Here is a 19,418-nt window from a genome sequence, read left to right as displayed (position 1 = left end):
TCCGACAGAGCCGCCAGCCGGATCCTATTCGTCGGCGATCCAACAGCCGTGGAATCCGGCGGGCACCCGACGGGGCAGGGATACCGACGCCACGGTGTCAAGGTCGGAGGCGGCCAGGACGAGCAGCTCGGAACCGCTCCCGTCCTGGTCGGTCACGATCGAGATCAACCAGCCGTCGTCCTCCGAGCGGGCCCCGGGCGCGGGGACGAAGATCGCTTCGCCGGTGGTTGCAGCGAGGGTGCGGACCCTGCTCGCGCCGGTCCGGACGTCGTATTTGACGATCGTGTCCTGGCCGACGGAGTAGAGGAAGCGGTTCGGCCGCCCCACCCGCTGCTCGTTGAGGGTGGGGAACTCGACCGCCCGGTCGTCGAGTGCGTGCTCCTTGACCACCCCGTTCGCCGGGTCGATCAGCCAGCGGTGCACGAAGCCGTCGGCGATCAGGCCTGCCTCGGCCGGGGCTCCGCCGAGGCGAGGCCAGGTCGCCGCGAAGCGGGCACGGTCGTAGCGGACGGCGTCGAGCGAGACCCGTCCGGCGTCGTCGACGTGGGCGTTGCCGACGTGGAAGACGTAGCAGGGGTCGATGTCGAACCACCGCGTCTCGCCCCCGTCGCGCGCCATGACGCCGATGCGCGCGCCGTAGGCGTCGTCCCACCGGTAGGGCATCCCCTGCCCGAGGAGCGCGAGGTCGAAGACGACCGGCAGGTCGAGCCACACGACGTGGCTCTCGGTGATGGCGAAGTCGTGCATCATCGTCGGGCCCGGCACGTCGATCACTCTGCTCTCGACGAGCTCGCCGGCCGCCGAGAGCCGGTGGTAGGTCAGGTACGGCGGGGCCATGCCGTAGCCGAAGAACAGCAGGTCACCGGTGAGCGGGTCCCGCTTTGGATGCGCGGTCATGGCGGTGGTGAGTCTCCCGCCGAAGTCGCACGGCCCGGTCGTCGCCAGCTCGGGCGTCAGCTCGTACGGCAGGCCGACCTCGACCAGCGCGAGGATGTGGCCGGCGTGTCGGATCACGCTGGTGTTCGCGGGAACGGCCGTCAGATCGAATCCGGCGGGCCCCACGAACGGCGCGCCCGCCAGCTCGCGGGTGCGTACCCAGCGGTTGCGATACCACTCGGCGCGGCCGTCCCGCAGCCGGACGCCGTGGATCATCCCGGATCCGGTGAACCAGTGCCCCGGATCGGCGCCGGGGGGCGGGTTGGGGCCGTTGCGGAAGTAGCGGCCGCGCAGCGCGCCGGGCAGCGCGCCGGAGACCGGCAGGTCGACGGCATCGATCTCGTCGGCCACGGGCGCGAGCAGGCCGCTGAGGTAGGTGGGGGCGCTCGGCGTCATCGGCTCTTCTCCGATCAGAGTGACGGCCGACCCGTGTGCATGGCCTCCACCCCGGCCGGCGATATTCCATCCTTGACATGTCAATGATAGAACATCCAACTGTGACCGGTCAAGGCTGACCTAAGCTGGGAGCATGAGCCTCCGTCATGCCGTGCTCGGCCTGCTCGCCGACCGCCCCGCCAGCGGCTACGACCTGCTCAAGACCTTCGCGATCTCACTGGGCAACGTCTGGTCGGCAACCCAGAGCCAGGTCTACGCGGAACTCGGTCGCCTGGCCGACGCCGGCCAGGTGACCGTCACGGCCGAGGGGGCCAGGGGTCGCAAGGAGTACACGATCACGGAGTCCGGGCGGGCCGAGCTGCACCGTTGGCTCACCACGGTCGAACCGAACCGGTCATCACGCAACGACATGCTGCTTCGGGTGTTCTTCCTCGGCCTGCTCGAGCGCGAGGAGGCCCAGGCATTCATGCGGCGGGAAGCCGAGACCGCGGCGGCCCACCACGAGGAGCTGTCCGCGCTGACGGCGGTCGCCTCCGGGCCGGACTCCTTCTCCGTACACGGCCGCCTCGCGCTGGAATGGGGCCTGCGCGTCACGGCCGCCCAGCAGGAGTGGGCGCTGTGGGCGCAGAAGCAGCTCGTCGACCGCGCCGCGAGTGGCGTCAGCGACCCGGACACGCCCGCTCCGGCCCCGGGTTGTGCTACGCCGCCCGCCTGGACTGAACCGTGAGTGAACCGTCGCTGGACCCCGCAGAGGCAGGCTGTTAGTTGCAGGTCATAAGTTGCACGGTCAATGAGTTGGGAGCCGAGGCCGGAGTGTTGGGCCACCGACGGCAGTCACCGGAGCTGGCCGAGCCGCCCGGGTATGACCGGCTCGAACTCGGAGGGGAAAGGTATGAAGGCGACATATGAGGCGCCGGCCCTTCAGGGCCAGGGGTCGTTCCGGCAGGCCACCGGCTTCGTCGGCTTCTTCGGAGGCTGGGGCTGGGGTGGTTGGGGCGGCCACCGGCATCACTGGGGCCGCTGGGGCCACCGGGGCCACGGCGGTTGGGGCGGTTGGGGCGGTTGGGGCTGATAACCCGATCGCTCGACAGCGCACCAACCCGACGGTCCGACATCATCAACCAGCAGGAAACGAGTGGCGACGAGCCGGCGAGCGGCCGTCGCCACTCGCCGTTTCCGGTCGCCGGGTCCGGCGCGGCCCTGGTCGATGTGGAACGCCGCGGAGCCGCGGTGATTCCGTGTCCTTTCAGCCCGGCGACGTTCTGATAGCTCCTGACGCGACTCGGCTCGAGCCAGCCGGGCTTCGTGAACTCCCTCGTGCCCGGCGAACGTGCCAGCTGTGCGACGAGATCCGGGTCCGGTCCTGGACAGAGGGGAGATGCGTGATGATCCGAGCGCTCCTTTGGGACCGTCCACCACGCTGGGACCGATCGTCATCTTGGGTGATGTGTCGACGGCATGAGGTGATCGCCGTCGGTGTCACATGGTGACCACTCTGACCCGGATGGGTCTCGAGGGGCCTTCGGTCGAGGGCACGGCCCGGGCTACCGCACTGGTCGTGGAGGCGGTGGCCTACGCCCGAGGGCTTGCTGACCTGAAGGAGGCGGGCTACCAGGCGGCGGCGGACCTCGACCGGCGGCTGACGGGTCGATCCGCCCTCACGCTGGCACTGGACACGCCGCGCGCGGCGCGGCTGCTCGCCGAGTCGGAGGTGGTGCGCCGCGCCCTCGCCACCGGCGCAGCGTCCGCCGCCGAGCAGGCCGCCGCGGACCGGGTGCGTGCGGCCTGCCACACGCTCGGGTTCGACCCGACGGCGCGCGACGCACCAGGCCGGCTCGTCGGGGACCTGACCGTGGAACAGGTCGTCGCCGCGGCCGCGGCCGTCGGGCGGATGTCGCGGCTGGCCGACTCGCTCACCGACCGAGCCGCCCGGGCGTCGGCGAGGCGCTGGTCGGCCGCGCTGGCTGCCGGACCGTCCGTGGAGCGGGAATTCACGGCCATTCGCCGGCGACTCGACAGCATGCTGACGCCGTCGGGACCGGGCGGTCCCGAGACGGACCCGTCCCGCCTCGCCACACGCCTGCTGTCGGAGTCGGAGCTCGTCCACTGGCCGGTGCTCGCGGCGCGGCTCGCCCGTATCGGCGAGGCCATCGGCGACGCGCGGATCGCCGCGATGGTGCGTGCCGCGAAGGCCCGGCTGACCGACCAGCAGGCGGAGCGCCGCCGGCAGGCGAGCGTGCGTGGTGGCGTCCACCTGGCCGTTCGGATGGGCCGGGCGGCGAACCTCCGCCCGCCGGCCTGGCCGCTCGCGGCTCCCCGCGGCGAGACGCTGGCCTGGCTGCGCCGTCTGATCTGCGCGCCGCTGCACACCCCCGACGCGGAACGGGTGCTGGCCGCAAGGCTGGGCGCGGACCTGTTCGACCTGCGCAGGCCACCCCCGGCGCCGGCCTTCCTCGCCGGTGTCGACATCGGGAACCTGCGGCCCGAGCATGTCGCGCCGTTCCTGCGCCGCATCAGCATGACCCGCCCCGCTCCGAGCGCCGAGGAGTTGTCGGAGGAATCCCTCGAGGCCGACCGCGGCGCTGTCAGCTGGGCGCGGCGCTCGGCGGACGAGCGGCGCTGGGGGCAGGCGGCCGGCACCGGCGTGCCGCTGCTGCCGGAGGTGGTCGGAATACCGCATGTGGTGCACGGAATCTGGTTGGGCCAGCCGATGCCCGCGCGGACGGCCTTCCGCGACAACTACGGTGCGGCGGCCCGTCGGTACGCGGGCCAGGTCACCGTGGTGCTGTGGACGGATGTCCCGCGTGCGCAGTGTGCGGCTGTCCTGGCCGAGCCCGCCCCCCCGGTCGGCGCGGCCGACCCGCTCCGGTACGTCCGCACCCTGGCGACCTGGGCCCGTGACAACGACGTGGCGCTGGTCAACGTCGACGAGGTCTTCCACGCCGACCATCCGCTGTACCTGCGTCCGCAGTACGTCCTGGAGATGGCGAAGCAGCGTCCCCGCGGCTACACGAGCGCGACCGATCATCTGCGGGTGGAACTCGTCCACACCTTCGGGGGTCTCTACATCGACGGCGACATCAGGTTCGACGCCGGATCGCCGGAAGGCGGGCACCCCGGCTCGGTCCCCGACCTGCTCGCGGCCGTCGCCGCCTCCACCTGTGGCTTCACCCTGAACATCCTGCCGATCGACATCGGCATCAGCAACGACCTGATCGTCGGATCCGCCCGCCATCCGGCGCTGCGCCTGTGGATGGAATGTGCCAGGCTCAACTACTTCCCGCTGCAGCGGGAGATCGTCGGCGGACTCGGGATGATGGCGCGGCCCTACGTCGGAGCCCCCCACCAGGGGCTGCGCCACCTCGCCCCGCACCGCACGGGACGGGTCCACCACGTCCCCCTCAAGCTGCTGGGCATCACCCGCGACGACCTCACCCCCACCGGGGGAGCCGTCATCACCACCAACGAGATCACCTGGGTGCCCCGCGGGCGGGAACGAGTCGAGTTCGACGTGACCGGCGCCGATCCCGCCGATCCGGCCACCCGGGACGAGGTGCTGACGCGGACGATGGGGCTCGTGACGTTCCTGCTCTGGCAGCTCGTGGCCAGGGAGGGCAACCTGTACCTGTCGGCGGTGGAGCCCGTCGTCCTCGCCCTGCCGGACCCGGACGCGGTCTGGATCGCCCTGCTGGGTTTCATCGCCGCTGTCGGCGCCGCGCGCGCGCTCGTCACGTCGGTCACCGACCACCGTCGCGGTGAGGACGGCACCCTCGAACACATCCGGCTACCCCGTGAGGCGGAGGCGTTCCTGGATCGGGAGGCCGGTCCGCCGTCCTGGTTCGGCAGCGAGCTGGCCGAATTCGACCGGCCGGTGTGGCTCCTCGACGAGGCCGTCACCCCGGTCGCCCTGCGGACGCCGTCGGCGGCAGCCGCGGTGCTCGCCGGCCGGGCATGATCCGGACCGTTCGGCAGGCCGAAAACTGACGCGACGCGGGGGGATCGTCTGAGCAAGACTGTTCAGTCGTGCTGCTGACCATCGCCACGACTCACCCGCCGGCCCGCGACCTCGGGTACCTGCTGCACAAGCATCCCGACCGGGTGCACTCGTTCACCGAGCCGATGGGCACGGCGCACGTGTTCTACCCGGAGGCGACCGGCGACAGGTGCACCGTCGCCCTTCTGCTGGAGGTGGATCCGGTCGGCCTCGTGCGGGGACGCAAGGGACCGCCGGGGGAGGGGTTCGCGCTCACCCAGTACGTCAACGACCGGCCGTACGCGGCGTCGAGCATGCTCGCGATGGCGCTCAAGGACGTCTTCCGCACGGCCATGACCGGCCGGTGCGACGCGCGACCGGAGCTCGCCACCGCGGCCATCCCACTCGAGATCCGCGTGCCCGCGGTCGCCTCCCGAGCGGGCGCGGACCTGCCGCGTCGCCTGTTCGAGCCGCTCGGCTGGCAGGTGGCGGTGGCGACCAGCCCGCTCGATCCCGACGTTCCCGACTGGGGCGTGTCGCCCTACCTCGACGTCCGGCTGAGCGGGACGGTCCGGCTCGCCGACGCGCTCAACCACCTGTACGTGCTGCTGCCGGTCCTGGACGACGCCAAGCACTACCGGGTCGGCGGCGACGAGGTCGACAAGCTGCTGCGGGCCGGTGCCGACTGGCTGCCGAGCCATCCGGAGTCCGAGTTCATCGCCCGCCGTTACCTGTCCCACCGCCGCGAGCTGACCCGTTCGGCGTTGGCCCGCCTCGCCGAGGTGGACGACACCGAGCCCGAGCAGCTCGACGACGCCCTCGGCGGCGCCGTCGACCTGGACCCGCCGGACCGTCCGCTCTCCCTGGCCGAGCAGCGCCGCGGCGCGGTGCTCGCCGTGCTGCGGTCGCATGCCGCCCGCCGGGTCGCCGACCTCGGCTGCGGCGAGGGTCTGCTGGCCCGGGACCTGCTCGGGGAGGTGACCATCGAGCACGTCCTCGCCGCGGACGTGTCCGCGCGGGCGCTGCGCATCGCGGGGGAACGGCTGCGGGTGGAACGGATGAGCGACTCCCAGCGGGCCCGCCTGACCCTGATCCAGTCCTCGCTGACCTACCGGGACGAGCGGTTGACCGGGCTGGACGCGGCGGTGCTGATGGAGGTCGTGGAGCACGTCGACCCCTTGCGGCTCGGCGCCCTGGAGGCGACCGTCTTCGGCTACGCCGCCCCTGGCCTGGTGCTCGTCACCACGCCGAACGTGGAACACAACGTCCGCTTCGCCACGCTGCCCGCGGGGGCGATGCGCCACCGGGACCACCGCTTCGAGTGGTCGCGGGCGCAGTTGCGCGCCTGGGCCGGGCGGGTGGCCGCCGAGCACGGCTACACCGTTCGCCACCTGCCGGTCGGTCCGGACGACCCGGAGGTCGGGCCGCCGACGCAGTTGGCCGTCTTCAGCCGGGCGGTGGCCGCATGACGCCCGACCACACCGAGCCTTCGCCGCTGTCGGCCTCGCCGCCGTCGCCGTCGCCGTCGCCGCGTCAGCTCGCCGTTCCCGCGCTCAGCCTGGTCGTCCTGGTCGGGGCGAGCGGCTCGGGGAAGTCCACGTTCGCGCGGACGCACTTCCGGGCTACCGAGGTGATCTCGTCCGACTTCTGCCGCGGCCTGGTCGCCGACGACGAGAACGACCAGTCCGCGACGCCAGAGGCGTTCGAGCTGCTGCGCTACATCGCCGGCAAGCGCCTGGCGGCCGGTCGGCTGACGGTGATCGACGCCACCAACGTCCAGCCGGACGCGCGCCGCCCGCTGGTCGCCCTCGCCCGCGAGCACGACGTGCTGCCGGTCGCGATCGTCCTCGACGTGTCCGAGGGGGTGTGCGCGGCGCGCAACGCGAGCCGCGCGGATCGCGACTTCGGCCCGCACGTCGTGCGCCGCCAGCGCGACCAGCTCCGGCGCGGGCTGCGGGGGCTGTCGCGCGAGGGGTTCCGCACCGTCCACCTGCTGCGCGGCGAAGGCGAGATCGCGGACGTCGGCATCACCCGGACACCACTGTTCAACGACCTGCGGCACGAGACCGGCCCGTTCGACGTCATCGGTGACATCCACGGCTGTCGCGCGGAGCTGGAGACGCTGCTGGAACGACTCGGCTACGCCGTGCGCCGAGACGAGGCGGGCAGAGCGGTCGGCGCCGCGCACCGCGACGGCCGCCGGGTGATCTTCGTGGGTGATCTCGTCGACCGCGGCCCGGACACCCCGGGCGTGCTGCGGCTGGTGATGGGGATGGTCGCCGCCGGCGAGGCGTTCTGCGTGCCGGGCAACCACGAGAACAAGCTGCTGCGGGCGCTGAGTGGTCGGGACGTGCGCATCGGCCACGGCCTGGCCGAGTCGCTTGCCCAGTTGGCGACGGAGCCGGCGCCGTTCCGGGCGGAGGTCGAACGCTTCCTCGACGGTCTGATCTCCCACTACGTGCTCGACGGGGGCCGGCTGGTCGTCGCGCATGCCGGCCTGCCCGAGCGCTACCAGGGCCGCGCCTCCGGGCGGGTCCGGGAGCTCTGCCTGTACGGGGAGACGACCGGCGAGAGCGACGAGTACGGCCTGCCGGTGCGCCACCCGTGGGCGCAGGAGTACCGGGGCAGGGCGACGGTGGTCTACGGCCACACGCCCGTGCCGACCCCGGAGTGGGTGAACAACACTCTCTGCGTCGACACCGGGTGCGTCTTCGGCGGGAGTCTGTCGGCCCTGCGCTATCCGGAGCGTGAGCTCGTCGCGGTGCCGGCGGCCGAGGTCTACTGGGCGCCGGCGCGGCCGTTCCCGGCCAACCCCGAGGCCGCGGACTCCGCCGAGCGGCCCGCGGCGGGATCCGTCGCGGTGGGCCGCCGGGATCCCGACGTCCTCGACCTCACCGACGTGCTGGGCACCCGGGTCGTCGAGACGCGCCACCAGAAGCGGATCAGCGTGCGGGAGGGGAACGCCGCCGCCGCCCTGGAGGTGATGAGCCGGTTCGCGATCGACCCGCGGTGGCTGCTCCACCTGCCGCCGACGATGAGCCCGGTGGCCACCTCCACCGTCGCGGACCTGCTCGAACACCCCGACCAGGCCTTCGAGGCCTACCGCGACGCCGGCGTCGACGCGGTGGTCTGCGAGGAGAAGCACATGGGTTCGCGGGCGGTCGCACTGGTGTGCCGGTCGCTCGACGCGGCGCGGGCACGGTTCGGCGCGCCCGGCGACCGGGCCGGCGCGGTGTGGACGCGCACCGGGCGGCCGTTCTTCCCCGGCGAGCTCACCGCGGAGCTCGTCGACCGCCTGCGGGCCGCCGCCGAGGCGGCCGGGCTGTTCGACGAGCTCGACACCCCCTGGCTGCTGCTCGACGCCGAACTGCTGCCCTGGAGCGCCAAGGCCGGGCAGCTCCTGCGCGAGCAGTACGCCGCGGTCGGTGCGGCTGCGCGCGCGTCCCTGCCGCTCGCGGTGGACCTGCTCGACCAGGCGGCCCGGGCCGGACTGGAGATCGGCGACCTGCCGACCCGAACCCGGTCCCGGGCGGCGAACGCCGCCGCCTTCAGCGCCGCCTACCGGCGCTACCAGTGGCCCACCGACGGCCTGCGTGGGGTTCGGATCGCTCCCTTCCAGGTGCTGGCGAGCGAGGGCGCGGCCCATCACGGGCGGCCGCACGCCTGGCATCTCGACCTCGCCGACCGGCTGGTGGCCGCCGACCCCGACCTGGTCGCGCCGACCCGGCGGATCTTTGTCGACACCACCGAGCCGGAGTCGGTCGCGACGGCGACCGCGTGGTGGGCCGAGCTGACCGCGGCGGGCGGCGAGGGGATGGTCGTCAAGCCCGCGGCAAACCTGACCGTCGGCCGCCGCGGCATCGTCCAGCCGGGGCTGAAGGTGCGCGGCCGGGAGTACCTGCGAATCATCTACGGCCCGGACTACACCGAGCCCGCCAACCTGGAACGCCTGCGGGAACGCGGCCTCGGGCACAAGCGCTCACTGGCGCAGCGCGAATACGCCCTCGGGCTGGAGGCACTCGACCGCCTCGCGCTCGGCGAACCCCTGTGGCGGGTGCACGAATGCGTCTTCGCCGTGCTCGCCCTGGAATCCGAGCCGGTCGACCCGCGGCTGTGAGCCGCCGATTGATCTTCATTGGTCATCGGGTTGGCTGCCGCGGTGGGGTTCGGGGTTGAGCAGGGCGTGGATCGAGTCGATGAGACTGAGTCGGCCGCCGTCGGGGGTGTGGATGGCGGTGGGGGTGATGTGGCGGGTGGCGTGGGCGAGTCTGCTGGCGGGTTCGGGTCCGGGCAGGATCGGTGGGGCGGCGGTGAGGACCCGACCGTCGGCGGTGCGGGCGGTGACAGTGCCGTCCGCGGCACGGTCGAGTCGGATGTCGTCGTCGTGGACGGCCCGATGATGGGCCGAGCAGATCAGCAGCAGCCGGTCGATGTCGGTGTCACCTCCCCGGGTCCATTCGGTGAGGTGGTGGATCTGCAGGAAGCGGGTGTGTCCACAGCCGGGGTACTGGCAGTGGCCGTGGTCGCGGGCGTAGACGGCGTCGCGCAGCCTCTGGCCGGGGTGACGCTGCCGCCGGCCCAGGTGTAGCGGGTCGCCGGCGGGGTCGGTGACCAGGCCGCGCAGGAACCCGTCACAGCCCAGGCGTGCCACGACCTGCCGGGAAAGCCCGATCCCCCCGTCGACCTGCGCCCACGCCCCGATCCCGATCCGCGCCATCCCCACCGGCCCTGAGGCGCCGCCCGCTGCCCCGCCGGCCGGGGTGCTGTTCCCGGCGCCGGTAGCACCGTCGCCCGCCGGACCGTCCTCGCCGCCGCTGGCCGTGCTGTCGGGGCTGGCCGTGCTGTCGGGGCTGGCGGTGCTGTCGGGCAGGGTCGTGGTCAGGTGGACGGTCAGGGTGTGCTCGGGGGCCGTCAGCCCGGGCGCCTGCCGGTCGAGGAACGCGTCGGCCAACGCGACGAGCGCCTCGGCGTCCCGCGTGCGATCCCGAGCCCGGACCACACTCTCCCCGTCCGCGGGCACCTCACCGGCCTCGGCATCACCGGGGGTGTCGAGGGGGGTGGTGGTGTCGAGGCTGGCCCGGGCCGCGTCCAACGCCGCGATCAGCCGGGCACCGTCGTCCGGGGAAAGCACCGCGCACACCCGCAGCATGCCGTCGTCGTCGTACTGCCACCCCAGCCGCGGCGCCGACCGGCGGGTCTTCTCCTGCCCGCGGGCCTGCCGGGCGCAGCGCACCAGCCGCTCGATCTGCCCGGCGGTGCAGAACCGGGCATGGGTCAACCACGCCTGCTCGGAATGCTCGTCGGCGATCCGGGTCACCGCGCGGACCTTCGCATACGACAGGGTGCCCGCGGCGAACGCGGACCGGATCGCGGGCAGACGCTCCAACGCATGCCCGGTCGCCACCTGCTCCCGCGCGGTCCGCAGACCGATCCCGCACCGCCACGACAACCAGTGCGCACACGACCCCAGCCCCATCCCCGACCAGCCCTCCCGCCGATCGAACGCCGCCACCGCCAGCAGCCAGGCACACGTCGCCGCCGCGATCCGCCCCGCCCACCGGCAGATCACCTCCTCCACCTCCCCCAACGACGCCGACTCCACATCCACCCCCAGCGCCGAGGAGGCGGCAGGATCGGCGGGAACGGGGAACACAGGAACAGCCATCATGATCACCGGGCCAGGGGTGTCGTCGAACAGGACTCGAACATCGTCCCACCCCCCACCGACAAAAACCCAACCAAGATCAATCGAGCAGCAATGCCCACACTCCAGGCCCCGACTTTCGGGGTGAGACCGCAACCCGCCCAGAAGGCGACAGTCGATCAAGGTGTTCGACGGAGCTGGCACCGGCTCAGAACACGGGTCCTCTGCCCGAAGCCGTCAGCCCGGCAGTTGATCATGGTGTTCCGCGGAACCGCACCGGCGCGAGCCCCGGCCAGAACGCGAAACCTGGGCGGAAGCCGACAGCCAGGACCGGGAAACACGCCACGCACGGATGGTGACTCGCCGCCGTGATCCGGATATGGGCCGGCCGACCCATCGAGACCTCAGGCATATTGACTTGTTAGTCGGTCGCGTCGACCTCGGTAGGTGTCGCGTCCGAGCCCGCGCGCAGGTGGCCGGCGCCTTCGAGGCTTCTGGTGTCGATCAGGTCGCGGACCCGGCGGACGAAGTCGGCCAGCGGCATCAACGTCTCCTGGCCGGACCGGTCCCGCACCGAGACGGTGCCCTCCTCGACCTCGCGCCGACCGACGACGACGATCAGCGGAATCTTGCGGGTGACCGCGGTGCGCACCCGGGCCGGGAGCCGGCCGTCGCTGGCGTCGACGTCGACGCGCACGTCCGCGTCGAGCAGCGCCTGACTCACCGTCTCGGCATACCCGTCGAGCTCCGGCATGATCGGGATCACCCGAACCTGCTCCGGGGCCAGCCAGACCGGGAAGGCGCCGCCGAAGTGCTCGGTGAGGAACGCGACGAACCGCTCGTGTGAGCCCAGCGGGGCCCGGTGGATGACGACGACCTGCTTGTCGGTCCCGTCGGCGTCGTGGTACTTCAGGTCGAAGCGCTGCGGCGTGTAGAGGTCGACCTGGTTCGTCGATGCGGCGAACTCCTTGCCGGTCACCGAGCGGATGATGAAGTCGACCTTCGGGCCGTAGTGCGCCGCGCCGCCGAGTTCCTCGACGTAGGGGATGCCGGACTCGTCCATCGCCTCGCGGGTGATCCGTTCGGCGTCTTCCCACATCTGCGCGTCGTCGTGGTACTTCGTCGTGTTCGCCGGGTCCCGGAGCGCGAGGACCATGTAGAAGTCGGTGATCCCGAGCGCCCGGTAGTACTCGTCGTGCATCCGCATGACCTCGAGGAACTGTTCCTTGGCCTGCTCGCGGGTGCAGTAGATGTGGGCGTCGTTCTGGGTGAAGCCGCGGGCCCGCATAAGGCCGTGCAACTGGCCGCTGCGCTCGAACCGGTACACGGTCCCGTACTCGGCGATCTTGTAGGGGAGCTCGCGGTAGCTCTTCGGCCGGGCCTTGTACACCATGTGGTGGTGCGGGCAGTTCATCGGCTTGAGGTAGTAGTTCTCGCCCTCGATCTGGATCGGGGCGTAGAGGTCCTCGCTGTAGTAGGGCAGATGCCCGGACAGGAAGTAGAGGTCCTCCTGGGTGATGTGCGGCGTGACGACCCGGCGGTAGCCGAGGCGCCGCTCGGTCTGGCGGGCCCAGCCCTCCAGCTCGTCGCGAATGATCGTCCCGTTGGGCAGCCACAGGGGCAGTCCCTTGCCGATCTCCGGGCTGAACGCGAAGAGGTCGAGGTCCTCGCCGATCCTGCGGTGGTCCCGCTTGGCGGCCTCCGCCAGCGCGGTCAGATATTCCTTGAGCGCCGGCCGGGTCGGCCACGCGGTCCCGTAGATCCGCTGGAGCTGGGGGTTCTTCTCGTCGCCGCGCCAGTAGGCGGCCGAGTTGCGCAGCAGCGCGAACGCGGGGATCAGATGGGTGGAGGGCAGGTGCGGACCGCGGCACAGATCGGTCCAGACGACCTCCCCGCTGCGCGGGTCGACGTTGTCGTACATCGTCAGCTCGCCGCCGCCGACCTCGGTGGCGGCCGCGCCCGACGCCTCCCCCTTGATGTCGACGAGCTCCAGCTTGAAGGGCTCGGCGGCGAGCTCCTCGCGCGCCGCCTCCTGCGAGGTCAGCACGCGGCGGCGGAACCGCTGGCCCTGCTTGACGATCTCCTTCATCCGGGCCTGGATGCGTTCGAGGTCCTCGGCCTGGAACGGCTTGGGCACGTCGAAGTCGTAGTAGAAGCCGTTCTCGATCGGCGGCCCGATGCCGAGCCGGGCCTCGTCGAAGAGGTCCTGCACCGCCTGGGCCATCACATGCGCCGTCGAATGCCGCAGCACCGCGAGGCCGTCCGGGCTCGACATCGGCACCGCCGTCACCTCGGTGTCGACATCCGGCACCGCGGTGAGGTCGCGCAGCGTGCCGTCGGCGTCGCGGACGACCACGATCGCGTTCGGACCCGACATCGTCAGGCCGGCGGCCTTCACCGCCTCCGCAAAGCTGCTACCGGCTGGAGCGGACACGCGCTCCTCGGGCACCGTGGGCATACGTGCCGACATGGCCGCCTCTCAAGATCCTCAATGCTCTGCCTTCCTCCGATTGATCGTAGTCGCCCGCGCCGGGCACGCCGACGCACCCGCCCGGGCGCCGGACGTTCCTTCGGGGGGCCTCGTTCGGGGCGCTCTTCACCGAATTGCCCGCCCTGTGGTCCGAACCCGCCAGCCCGCCCCTGGGTTGCAGAGCGTGATTCCGATCGGCGCGCATCGGCACCCCCCTGCGTACCGGTGGAGCAATGACCGGGCGAGGCCGGCGCCCCGCAATGAACCGATATTGCCGCTTCGGGTCGGAGCCACCGGAAATCCTCTCGGGAGAACCCGGATATCGACCGCGGAATCAGCCGTAGACTGAAGATCTAATCCGTCGCAATCCCGCACGGATCGTCCCCGCGGCCGTGACACCGGCCCGGGAATGCGGCCCGTCGAGGCGCCTTCGCCGTGCGGGGCGCACTCGGACCGGGCGCAGACAGGACTCCGGGGCGGGCGACCCACCGGCGTGAAACGCCGACGAGGTCGATCGGACTCCGGATCCGCGCCGACTCCGGACCGGCACGGGTCTTGGGCCGGCACGGGTCCCGGATCGGCACGGGTCCCGGATCGGCAGGGCCTTGGACCGGACCGGCACGGGGTACTCGGCGGGTCGCACCCGTCCGGGCGCCGACACCCGGGCCGCGCCGGGGTCGGGCGACGGGCGGCCGCTGACCATGGCATCCGCATGCCGTCGCCCACCCGCCCACCTGCCCACGCGCCGGGCGCCTCGGCGGCGAATGTGCTCGCATTGGTTCGCGGTCACGAAGTGCTACGGATGGCGATCTCAAATCTTTGTCGCGGCGCAGGTCACCGCTTTTCCTTTAGGCGCAGGCATGGCTGTGTCGCTGCGCTGCGTTAACCTTTGCCGGGCGTCGTAGATGCACCGAGGGCGCCGTCCGAGGCGGCGGTGATCCGGCGGAACATCCGGCTGGATGCGAAGACTACACGTTCAGGTCAGAAGCTCTTGTCCGGTGCGACTCCGTGATTTACTCTCGTTGGGCGGCTGCTTTCGCACGGCCTATGCTTGGAGGGCTCATGGCTGAACTCCGCCCGCTTCCTCTCTTTGCCGGCCCATTCACCACGCTCGACGGCCGGTACTCCGCCTTCGCGGACGGAAAGGTCCTACGAGTGGGCCTGAAGATGAACACCCCGCCGACCTGCAACTGGAAATGCCCCTATTGTTATGCGGGTGATCCGGAACTCCACGGGCGCCCCCGTCAACCCACGGTCATGACGGCGAGCGGGTCGGGATCGGTGCCCCTGCACCGCGACCCGACCTGGGAACAGCGGATGGAGGGCTGGCTCGAGCAGGCGATCGCGCTCGGGCTGCAGGCGGTGACGGTGAACGGCACGTTCGAACCCCTCGCCGCGCCGTACTGGCAGGACACGATCTCCTTTCTGCAACGGCGGGACATCGCGGTCACGCTCGTCACCAACGGGGGACTGCTGACGCCGGAGTCGATCGACTGGATCGTCGCGAGCGGCGTCAACCTGCTCACGAAGCTGAACGTGCCGGTGGTGGCGCCAGACGATCCGCGCCGCGCGCGGCTGGCCGAGGTGCAGAAGTACCTGTCCGGGCTGCCGCGGGACGCCGAGACCGTCTACGCCGAGCAGGTCGCGCTGATCGAACGTCTCGTGGCCGCCGGCCTGACGACGACGGACGAGCCCGGCCGTACCAGGCTCGGCGTCGAGTCGGTCATCGCCCGCGACAACCTGGAGTTCCTCCCGGAGCTGGTGGGCCAGTTGCGCGAGCGGAACATCTACTCGCACATCGAGCTCAGCAAGCTGCAGGGCTTCGCCCGGACCAACCCCCACCTGGTGATCCGCCGGGCCGAGATCGAGGAGCTGTTCGAGACCGTCCGCCGCCAGGACGCCGCGATGGGCTACGAGCCGTACCAGGCCAAGCCGCCATGCCTGGCAGGCGCCTGCTACGAGAACCTGTACCGCCTCGACCTGCATGCCGACGGTGCCATCCGGCCATGCCCGGGGATCGAGACGACGATCGGGGACCTCAACCGGCAGCCGCTGGCCGAGGTGCTCGGCAGTCCCGCGCTCGCCGTCATCCGCAACCTCGACGACCACATCCAGGGGGACTGCCGGGACTGCGACCTGCTCGCCACCCGGCAGTGTTACGGCGGCTGCCGGGGCACCGCCTACCAGGCGATGGCGAACTCGGGACGCGGCGAGTACGAACGCTGGACCGCGTCCGATCCGTCCTGCTGGCGGGTGCACCGGGTGCTCGACGACGGCACACTCGCGCAGGACGTCCTCGACCGCCCGCTGAGCACCGAGGAGATCGCGCGGCTGCGGCTGCCCGATCTGGTCGAGACCGGCGCGGGCGGCGCGACCGGCGCGACCGGCGCGGCCGGCGCGGCCGGCGAGGGGGCGCTGTGAACCGGCCGCTGATCTCCGCGGACTCGCACCTCTGCGAGCCGCCCGAGCTGTGGACATCCCGGCTGCCGCGGCGGTACCAGGAGCGGGCGCCCCGGGTGGTGAACCTCGACGGGCGGGCGGGAGAGTACTTCGTCTGCGAGGACATCCAACCGCGCAGCGTGTACGCGGCCAGCGCCGCCGGCGTGCCGTCCGAGGAGCTCTCCCGCCGGGCGGCCCAGGGCTTCGCCGCGGCACCACCCTCCGTGTGGGATCCGCGGGCGCGGCTCGCCGAGCAGGACGTCGACGGCGTCGCCGCTGAGGTCCTGTTCCCCACGTTCGCGGACCTGCTCTTCGGCTGCCGTGACGCCGAGTTTCGCCGCGCCTGCCTGCGCGCCTACAACGACTTCGTCGCCGAGTACTGCGCCGCCGACCCGAACCGGCTCGTCGGAACCGCCCTGGTGGACGACGCCGACCCCGGGCTCGCGGCGGAGGAGGTGACCCGGGCGGCGGGTCTGGGTCTGCGCGGCGTCGTGTTACGCGCGGACCCGGACCGGTCCTACGCGGACGCCTCCTTCGACCCGGTGTGGGAGACCGCCGTCGGCCTCGACCTCCCGGTGGTGATCCACCGGGGCGCCGTCCGGCGGGACATCACGATCGACGTCCACGGCGCGCTGCTCGACTACGTCATGATCCCGGCCCAGGCCCAGCGCGCGCTCACCGCGCTCGTCTTCGGCGGTGTCTGGGAGCGGTATCCGGGGCTGCGGCTGATCCTCTGCGAGTTCGACCTGCTGTGGATGCCGCATTTCCTGCAGCGGCTGGAGCACGCCGACCACCGCTTCGGGCGCTCCTTCGGCGTCGACCTGTCCCGGCCGGCCCTCGACCAGGTGACCGACGGCGTCTGGGTCACGTTCCAGCATGAGACCGACGAGGTGACCCGGATCCTGCCGAACTGGTCGCGGGAGCGGCTGATGTGGGCCTCGGACTACCCGCACGCGGACTCCACCTGGCCGCACTCGGTGGACAAGGTCGCCGAGCTGCGCGCGGCGGTCGGGCCCGACACCACGACGATGCTCACGCACGACACGGTGTCCCGGCTTTTCGGGCTGCGCCTGCCGGCGCCCGCCCCGCCCGCCCCGCTCGAGGCGGCACGTCCATGAGCGACCGGACCGCCATGGCTCGGCTCGACGTCGAGCGCTACCACGCCGAGGGCCTCGTCATCGCTCCCGAGCCGGTGCCGGCCGATGTTCTCGACGAGGTGCGGTCGGACCTCGCCGGTTACCTCTCCCGGGATCCGAGCGAGGTGCCCGACTTCGTTCCCGACCTGATGGCGAGCGGCTTCGGCCTGCGCTACGGCAGCCACCCGGTGCTGCTGGACGCGGTGTCCGCCGTGCTCGGCGACGACGTCCTGCTCTGGGCCTGCGGGATGTTCGGCAAGCCGGCGCGGGTCGGCAAGCCGACGCCGTGGCATCAGGACGGTCACTACTGGCCCATCCGGCCGCTGGCCACGTGCACGGTGTGGCTGGCGCTGGACCGGTCCGGCCCGCACAACGGTGGCCTGCGCTACGTCGCGGGTTCGCACCGGGCGCGGACGCTGCTCGGGCACCAGCGCTCCGACGGGCGGGACACGACCCTGAACCAGCGGCTGGAGCTCGACGAGCCGCAGCGCGCCGCCGTGCGCGTCGCCGAGCTGGAACCGGGTCACTTCTCGCTGCACGACGTCCATCTCGTGCACGGCTCGTCCGCCAACGTCTCCGGGGCGCGCCGCGCCGGGATCACCTTCCGGTACATGCCCGCCACCTCCTACTACGACCGTGACCTGGCCCGCCGCCAGCACCGCGAGCTCGGCGTTCCGGACATCTCCGAGCGGGTGCTCCACCGGGTCCGCGGCGTGGACCGCACCGGCCGCAACGACACGGTGGACGCGACGGTCGGGCCCTGGCCCGCCCCGGCTGCCAGGCCCGCGTCGCCCGCGTCAGGGAGACCCACATGAAAGTCGCCTTCGTGAACGTCAACGCCAAGCAGGACGCCATCCTCGGGCGGGAGCTGACGTTCTACGAGAACAAGTGCAGCATCGAGCTGGGCACCCTCTACCTCGAGGCCAACGTCGCGTGGCGGCCGGAGGACCGCACGCTCCAGGTGAACCTGCTGCATCTGCTCAGCCGGGGCGAGGACTGGCGCTCGGCGCTCGGCCGGTTCGCGCCCGACGTCGTGGCGCTCAGCGCGTTGACCTACTACGCGCCGGAGCTGGCCTTCGTGGCCGGCTGGGTCAAGGCGGAGCTCGGCAGCGTCGTGGTCGTCGGCGGCCCGCACGCGACGGCGCTCGGCCGGGGCGTGCTCGACGACGGCAACATCGACTACGCCCTGGTGGGGGAGGGCGAGGCCGGTTTCGGTGACCTGCTCGAGCTGCTCCGCGACGGCGGCGCCGACGGCGACGGCGGCGGCGGCCACGGCGGCGGCCATGGCGGCCACGGTGGGACGCCGCGCGCGGACGTCGTCGGCCTCGTCTACCGCGAGCCCGACGGGACCGTCCGGGCGAACCCACGCGGCGTCGTGCCCGACCTCGACGCGCTCGCGACGCCCACCCTCGCGCACCTGGACCCGACCCTCTTCGCCGACTACACCTCGCTGCTCAATCTCAAGGTGCGGTACGTGCCGATCGTCACCACGCGGGGCTGCCCGTACCAGTGCGTGTACTGCCACGACATCATGGGGAAGTCCGTGCGGTACCGGTCGGCGGCGGCGGTGGTGGCGGAGGTCGACTACTGGCACGAGGCTGCCGGCGTCGACACGTTTCTCGTCTACGACGACATTTTCAACATCCATCGCGGTCGGATGCGGGAGATCTTCGCGGAGTTCGCCAGGCGGCCGGGGCTGCGCTTCGCCTTCCCCAACGGCCTGCGCGCGGACCTGCTCAGCGAGGACATCGTCGACCTGCTGCTCGAGGGCGGCACGTTCTACGCGATGGTCGCGGTGGAATCAGGTGACCAGCGGGTGCAGCAGGTAATCAAGAAACGGCTGAACCTTGAGCGCACCCGCGACATGATCGAGTACATGGGCAACGCGGGCGTGATCCTCGGCTCGTTCAACATCTTCGGTTTCCCGTCCGAGACCGAGGCGGACATCGAGCGGACCATCGAGTTCAACGCGTCGACCACGGGGTTGAGCAAGGCGAACTTCTTCGTGCTGTCTCCGCACGAGGGCACCGAGGTCTGGGAGATGGCGATCGACCAGGGATATGAGCCGCCGCGTGGTGGTGCCGGCCAGGGCTATTTCAGCGCGCCCGAGAGTTCGCCGACGGCGGAGGTCTCCTGGGACCGCCTGGAGGAGCTGCGCCGGGAGGCGTACAGCCGCTTCTACCTGACGCCGGCACGGGTGCGGAAGGTCCTCACCGACACCGCGCGAAACATGACCCCGCAGGAGAAGCGCACCTTCCACAGCGTCGACTACTCGTTCGTGCTCCGGCAGTTCCTCGACGTCGACTCGCTCGATGCGCTGCCGCGCGGGGAAACCGCCGAACTCCTCCACGACCTCCTGCCGGCCGGAGTGCTGTCCGGCTACTGATCGTGGGCGGGACAGGACGGCCGCGACGGGCCGGCAGC

At 71.8% G+C, this 19,418-nt stretch carries 12 protein-coding genes; 9 read left to right on the top strand and 3 right to left on the bottom strand.

Going from position 1 to position 19,418, the window contains the following annotated elements:
• Positions 1-24: 24 nt before the first annotated feature.
• Positions 25-1,332 carry a carotenoid oxygenase family protein gene (locus tag AC5R91_RS18925; protein ID WP_495392685.1) on the bottom strand — a complete coding sequence of 436 codons (1,308 nt, stop codon included), beginning with the start codon at positions 1,330-1,332 and terminating at the stop codon, positions 25-27.
• Between the two features lie 133 nt (positions 1,333-1,465).
• Between AC5R91_RS18925 and AC5R91_RS18920 the strand changes: the two genes are divergently transcribed.
• The 5 genes from AC5R91_RS18920 to AC5R91_RS18900 all read left to right on the top strand — a co-directional run bounded on the left by AC5R91_RS18920 (position 1,466) and on the right by AC5R91_RS18900 (position 9,422).
• Positions 1,466-2,059, top strand: coding sequence for a PadR family transcriptional regulator (locus AC5R91_RS18920; RefSeq protein ID WP_495392684.1), 594 nt, complete (start codon positions 1,466-1,468; stop codon positions 2,057-2,059).
• A 165-nt stretch (positions 2,060-2,224) separates the two neighbouring features.
• On the top strand, positions 2,225-2,404 hold the full coding sequence (locus AC5R91_RS18915; protein WP_495392683.1) for a putative RiPP precursor: 180 nt from the start codon (positions 2,225-2,227) through the stop codon (positions 2,402-2,404).
• A gap of 414 nt (positions 2,405-2,818) precedes the next feature.
• On the top strand, positions 2,819-5,287 hold the full coding sequence (locus tag AC5R91_RS18910) for a hypothetical protein (protein ID WP_495392682.1): 2,469 nt from the start codon (positions 2,819-2,821) through the stop codon (positions 5,285-5,287).
• 68 nt (positions 5,288-5,355) lie between these two features.
• Entirely contained in the window at positions 5,356-6,774 is a 1,419-nt protein-coding gene (locus tag AC5R91_RS18905; RefSeq protein ID WP_495392681.1) for a 3' terminal RNA ribose 2'-O-methyltransferase Hen1, read from the top strand.
• A complete protein-coding gene (locus tag AC5R91_RS18900) occupies positions 6,771-9,422 on the top strand; it encodes a polynucleotide kinase-phosphatase (protein ID WP_495392680.1) in 2,652 nt (883 codons plus the stop codon). The genes AC5R91_RS18905 and AC5R91_RS18900 overlap by 4 nt, the downstream gene beginning before the upstream one ends.
• 15 nt (positions 9,423-9,437) lie before the next feature.
• Here the strand turns inward: AC5R91_RS18900 and AC5R91_RS18895 are convergent, their stop codons facing one another.
• Together AC5R91_RS18895 and thrS are read right to left on the bottom strand one after the other, a co-directional pair.
• A complete protein-coding gene (locus AC5R91_RS18895; RefSeq protein WP_495392679.1) occupies positions 9,438-10,970 on the bottom strand; it encodes an HNH endonuclease in 1,533 nt (510 codons plus the stop codon).
• A 400-nt stretch (positions 10,971-11,370) separates the two neighbouring features.
• The gene (gene thrS / locus AC5R91_RS18890) at positions 11,371-13,383 is read right to left on the bottom strand and encodes a threonine--tRNA ligase (protein ID WP_495392678.1); all 2,013 of its coding nucleotides are present in this window, start codon (positions 13,381-13,383) and stop codon (positions 11,371-11,373) included.
• A 1,098-nt stretch (positions 13,384-14,481) separates the two neighbouring features.
• Between thrS and AC5R91_RS18885 the strand changes: the two genes are divergently transcribed.
• From AC5R91_RS18885 to AC5R91_RS18870, 4 genes are read left to right on the top strand one after another with little or no spacing between them, the layout of a single operon-like run.
• A complete protein-coding gene (locus AC5R91_RS18885; RefSeq protein ID WP_495392677.1) occupies positions 14,482-15,840 on the top strand; it encodes a radical SAM protein in 1,359 nt (452 codons plus the stop codon).
• Positions 15,837-16,976, top strand: coding sequence for an amidohydrolase family protein (locus AC5R91_RS18880; protein WP_495392676.1), 1,140 nt, complete (start codon positions 15,837-15,839; stop codon positions 16,974-16,976). Before AC5R91_RS18885 ends, AC5R91_RS18880 begins: the two co-directional genes overlap by 4 nt.
• Positions 16,973-17,809: a phytanoyl-CoA dioxygenase family protein gene (locus AC5R91_RS18875; protein WP_495392675.1), complete on the top strand. Its 837-nt coding sequence runs from the start codon at positions 16,973-16,975 to the stop codon at positions 17,807-17,809. Before AC5R91_RS18880 ends, AC5R91_RS18875 begins: the two co-directional genes overlap by 4 nt.
• Positions 17,806-19,380, top strand: coding sequence for a B12-binding domain-containing radical SAM protein (locus AC5R91_RS18870; protein WP_495392674.1), 1,575 nt, complete (start codon positions 17,806-17,808; stop codon positions 19,378-19,380). Before AC5R91_RS18875 ends, AC5R91_RS18870 begins: the two co-directional genes overlap by 4 nt.
• Positions 19,381-19,418 lie beyond the last annotated feature (38 nt).

The organism is Frankia sp. BMG5.60 (assembly GCF_059428125.1).
The sequence above is the reverse complement of the archived record's forward strand: the minus strand, read 5'-3'. Positions and strand labels throughout refer to the sequence as shown.

Coding starts and splice junctions, on each gene's coding strand:
- AC5R91_RS18925 (WP_495392685.1), bottom strand. CDS start 1,332: ATGACGCCGAGCGCCCCCACCTACCTCAGCGGCCTGCTCGCGCCCGTG.
- AC5R91_RS18920 (WP_495392684.1), top strand. CDS start 1,466: ATGAGCCTCCGTCATGCCGTGCTCGGCCTGCTCGCCGACCGCCCCGCC.
- AC5R91_RS18915 (WP_495392683.1), top strand. CDS start 2,225: ATGAAGGCGACATATGAGGCGCCGGCCCTTCAGGGCCAGGGGTCGTTC.
- AC5R91_RS18900 (WP_495392680.1), top strand. CDS start 6,771: ATGACGCCCGACCACACCGAGCCTTCGCCGCTGTCGGCCTCGCCGCCG.
- AC5R91_RS18895 (WP_495392679.1), bottom strand. CDS start 10,970: ATGGCTGTTCCTGTGTTCCCCGTTCCCGCCGATCCTGCCGCCTCCTCG.
- AC5R91_RS18885 (WP_495392677.1), top strand. CDS start 14,482: ATGGCTGAACTCCGCCCGCTTCCTCTCTTTGCCGGCCCATTCACCACG.
- AC5R91_RS18875 (WP_495392675.1), top strand. CDS start 16,973: ATGAGCGACCGGACCGCCATGGCTCGGCTCGACGTCGAGCGCTACCAC.
- AC5R91_RS18870 (WP_495392674.1), top strand. CDS start 17,806: ATGAAAGTCGCCTTCGTGAACGTCAACGCCAAGCAGGACGCCATCCTC.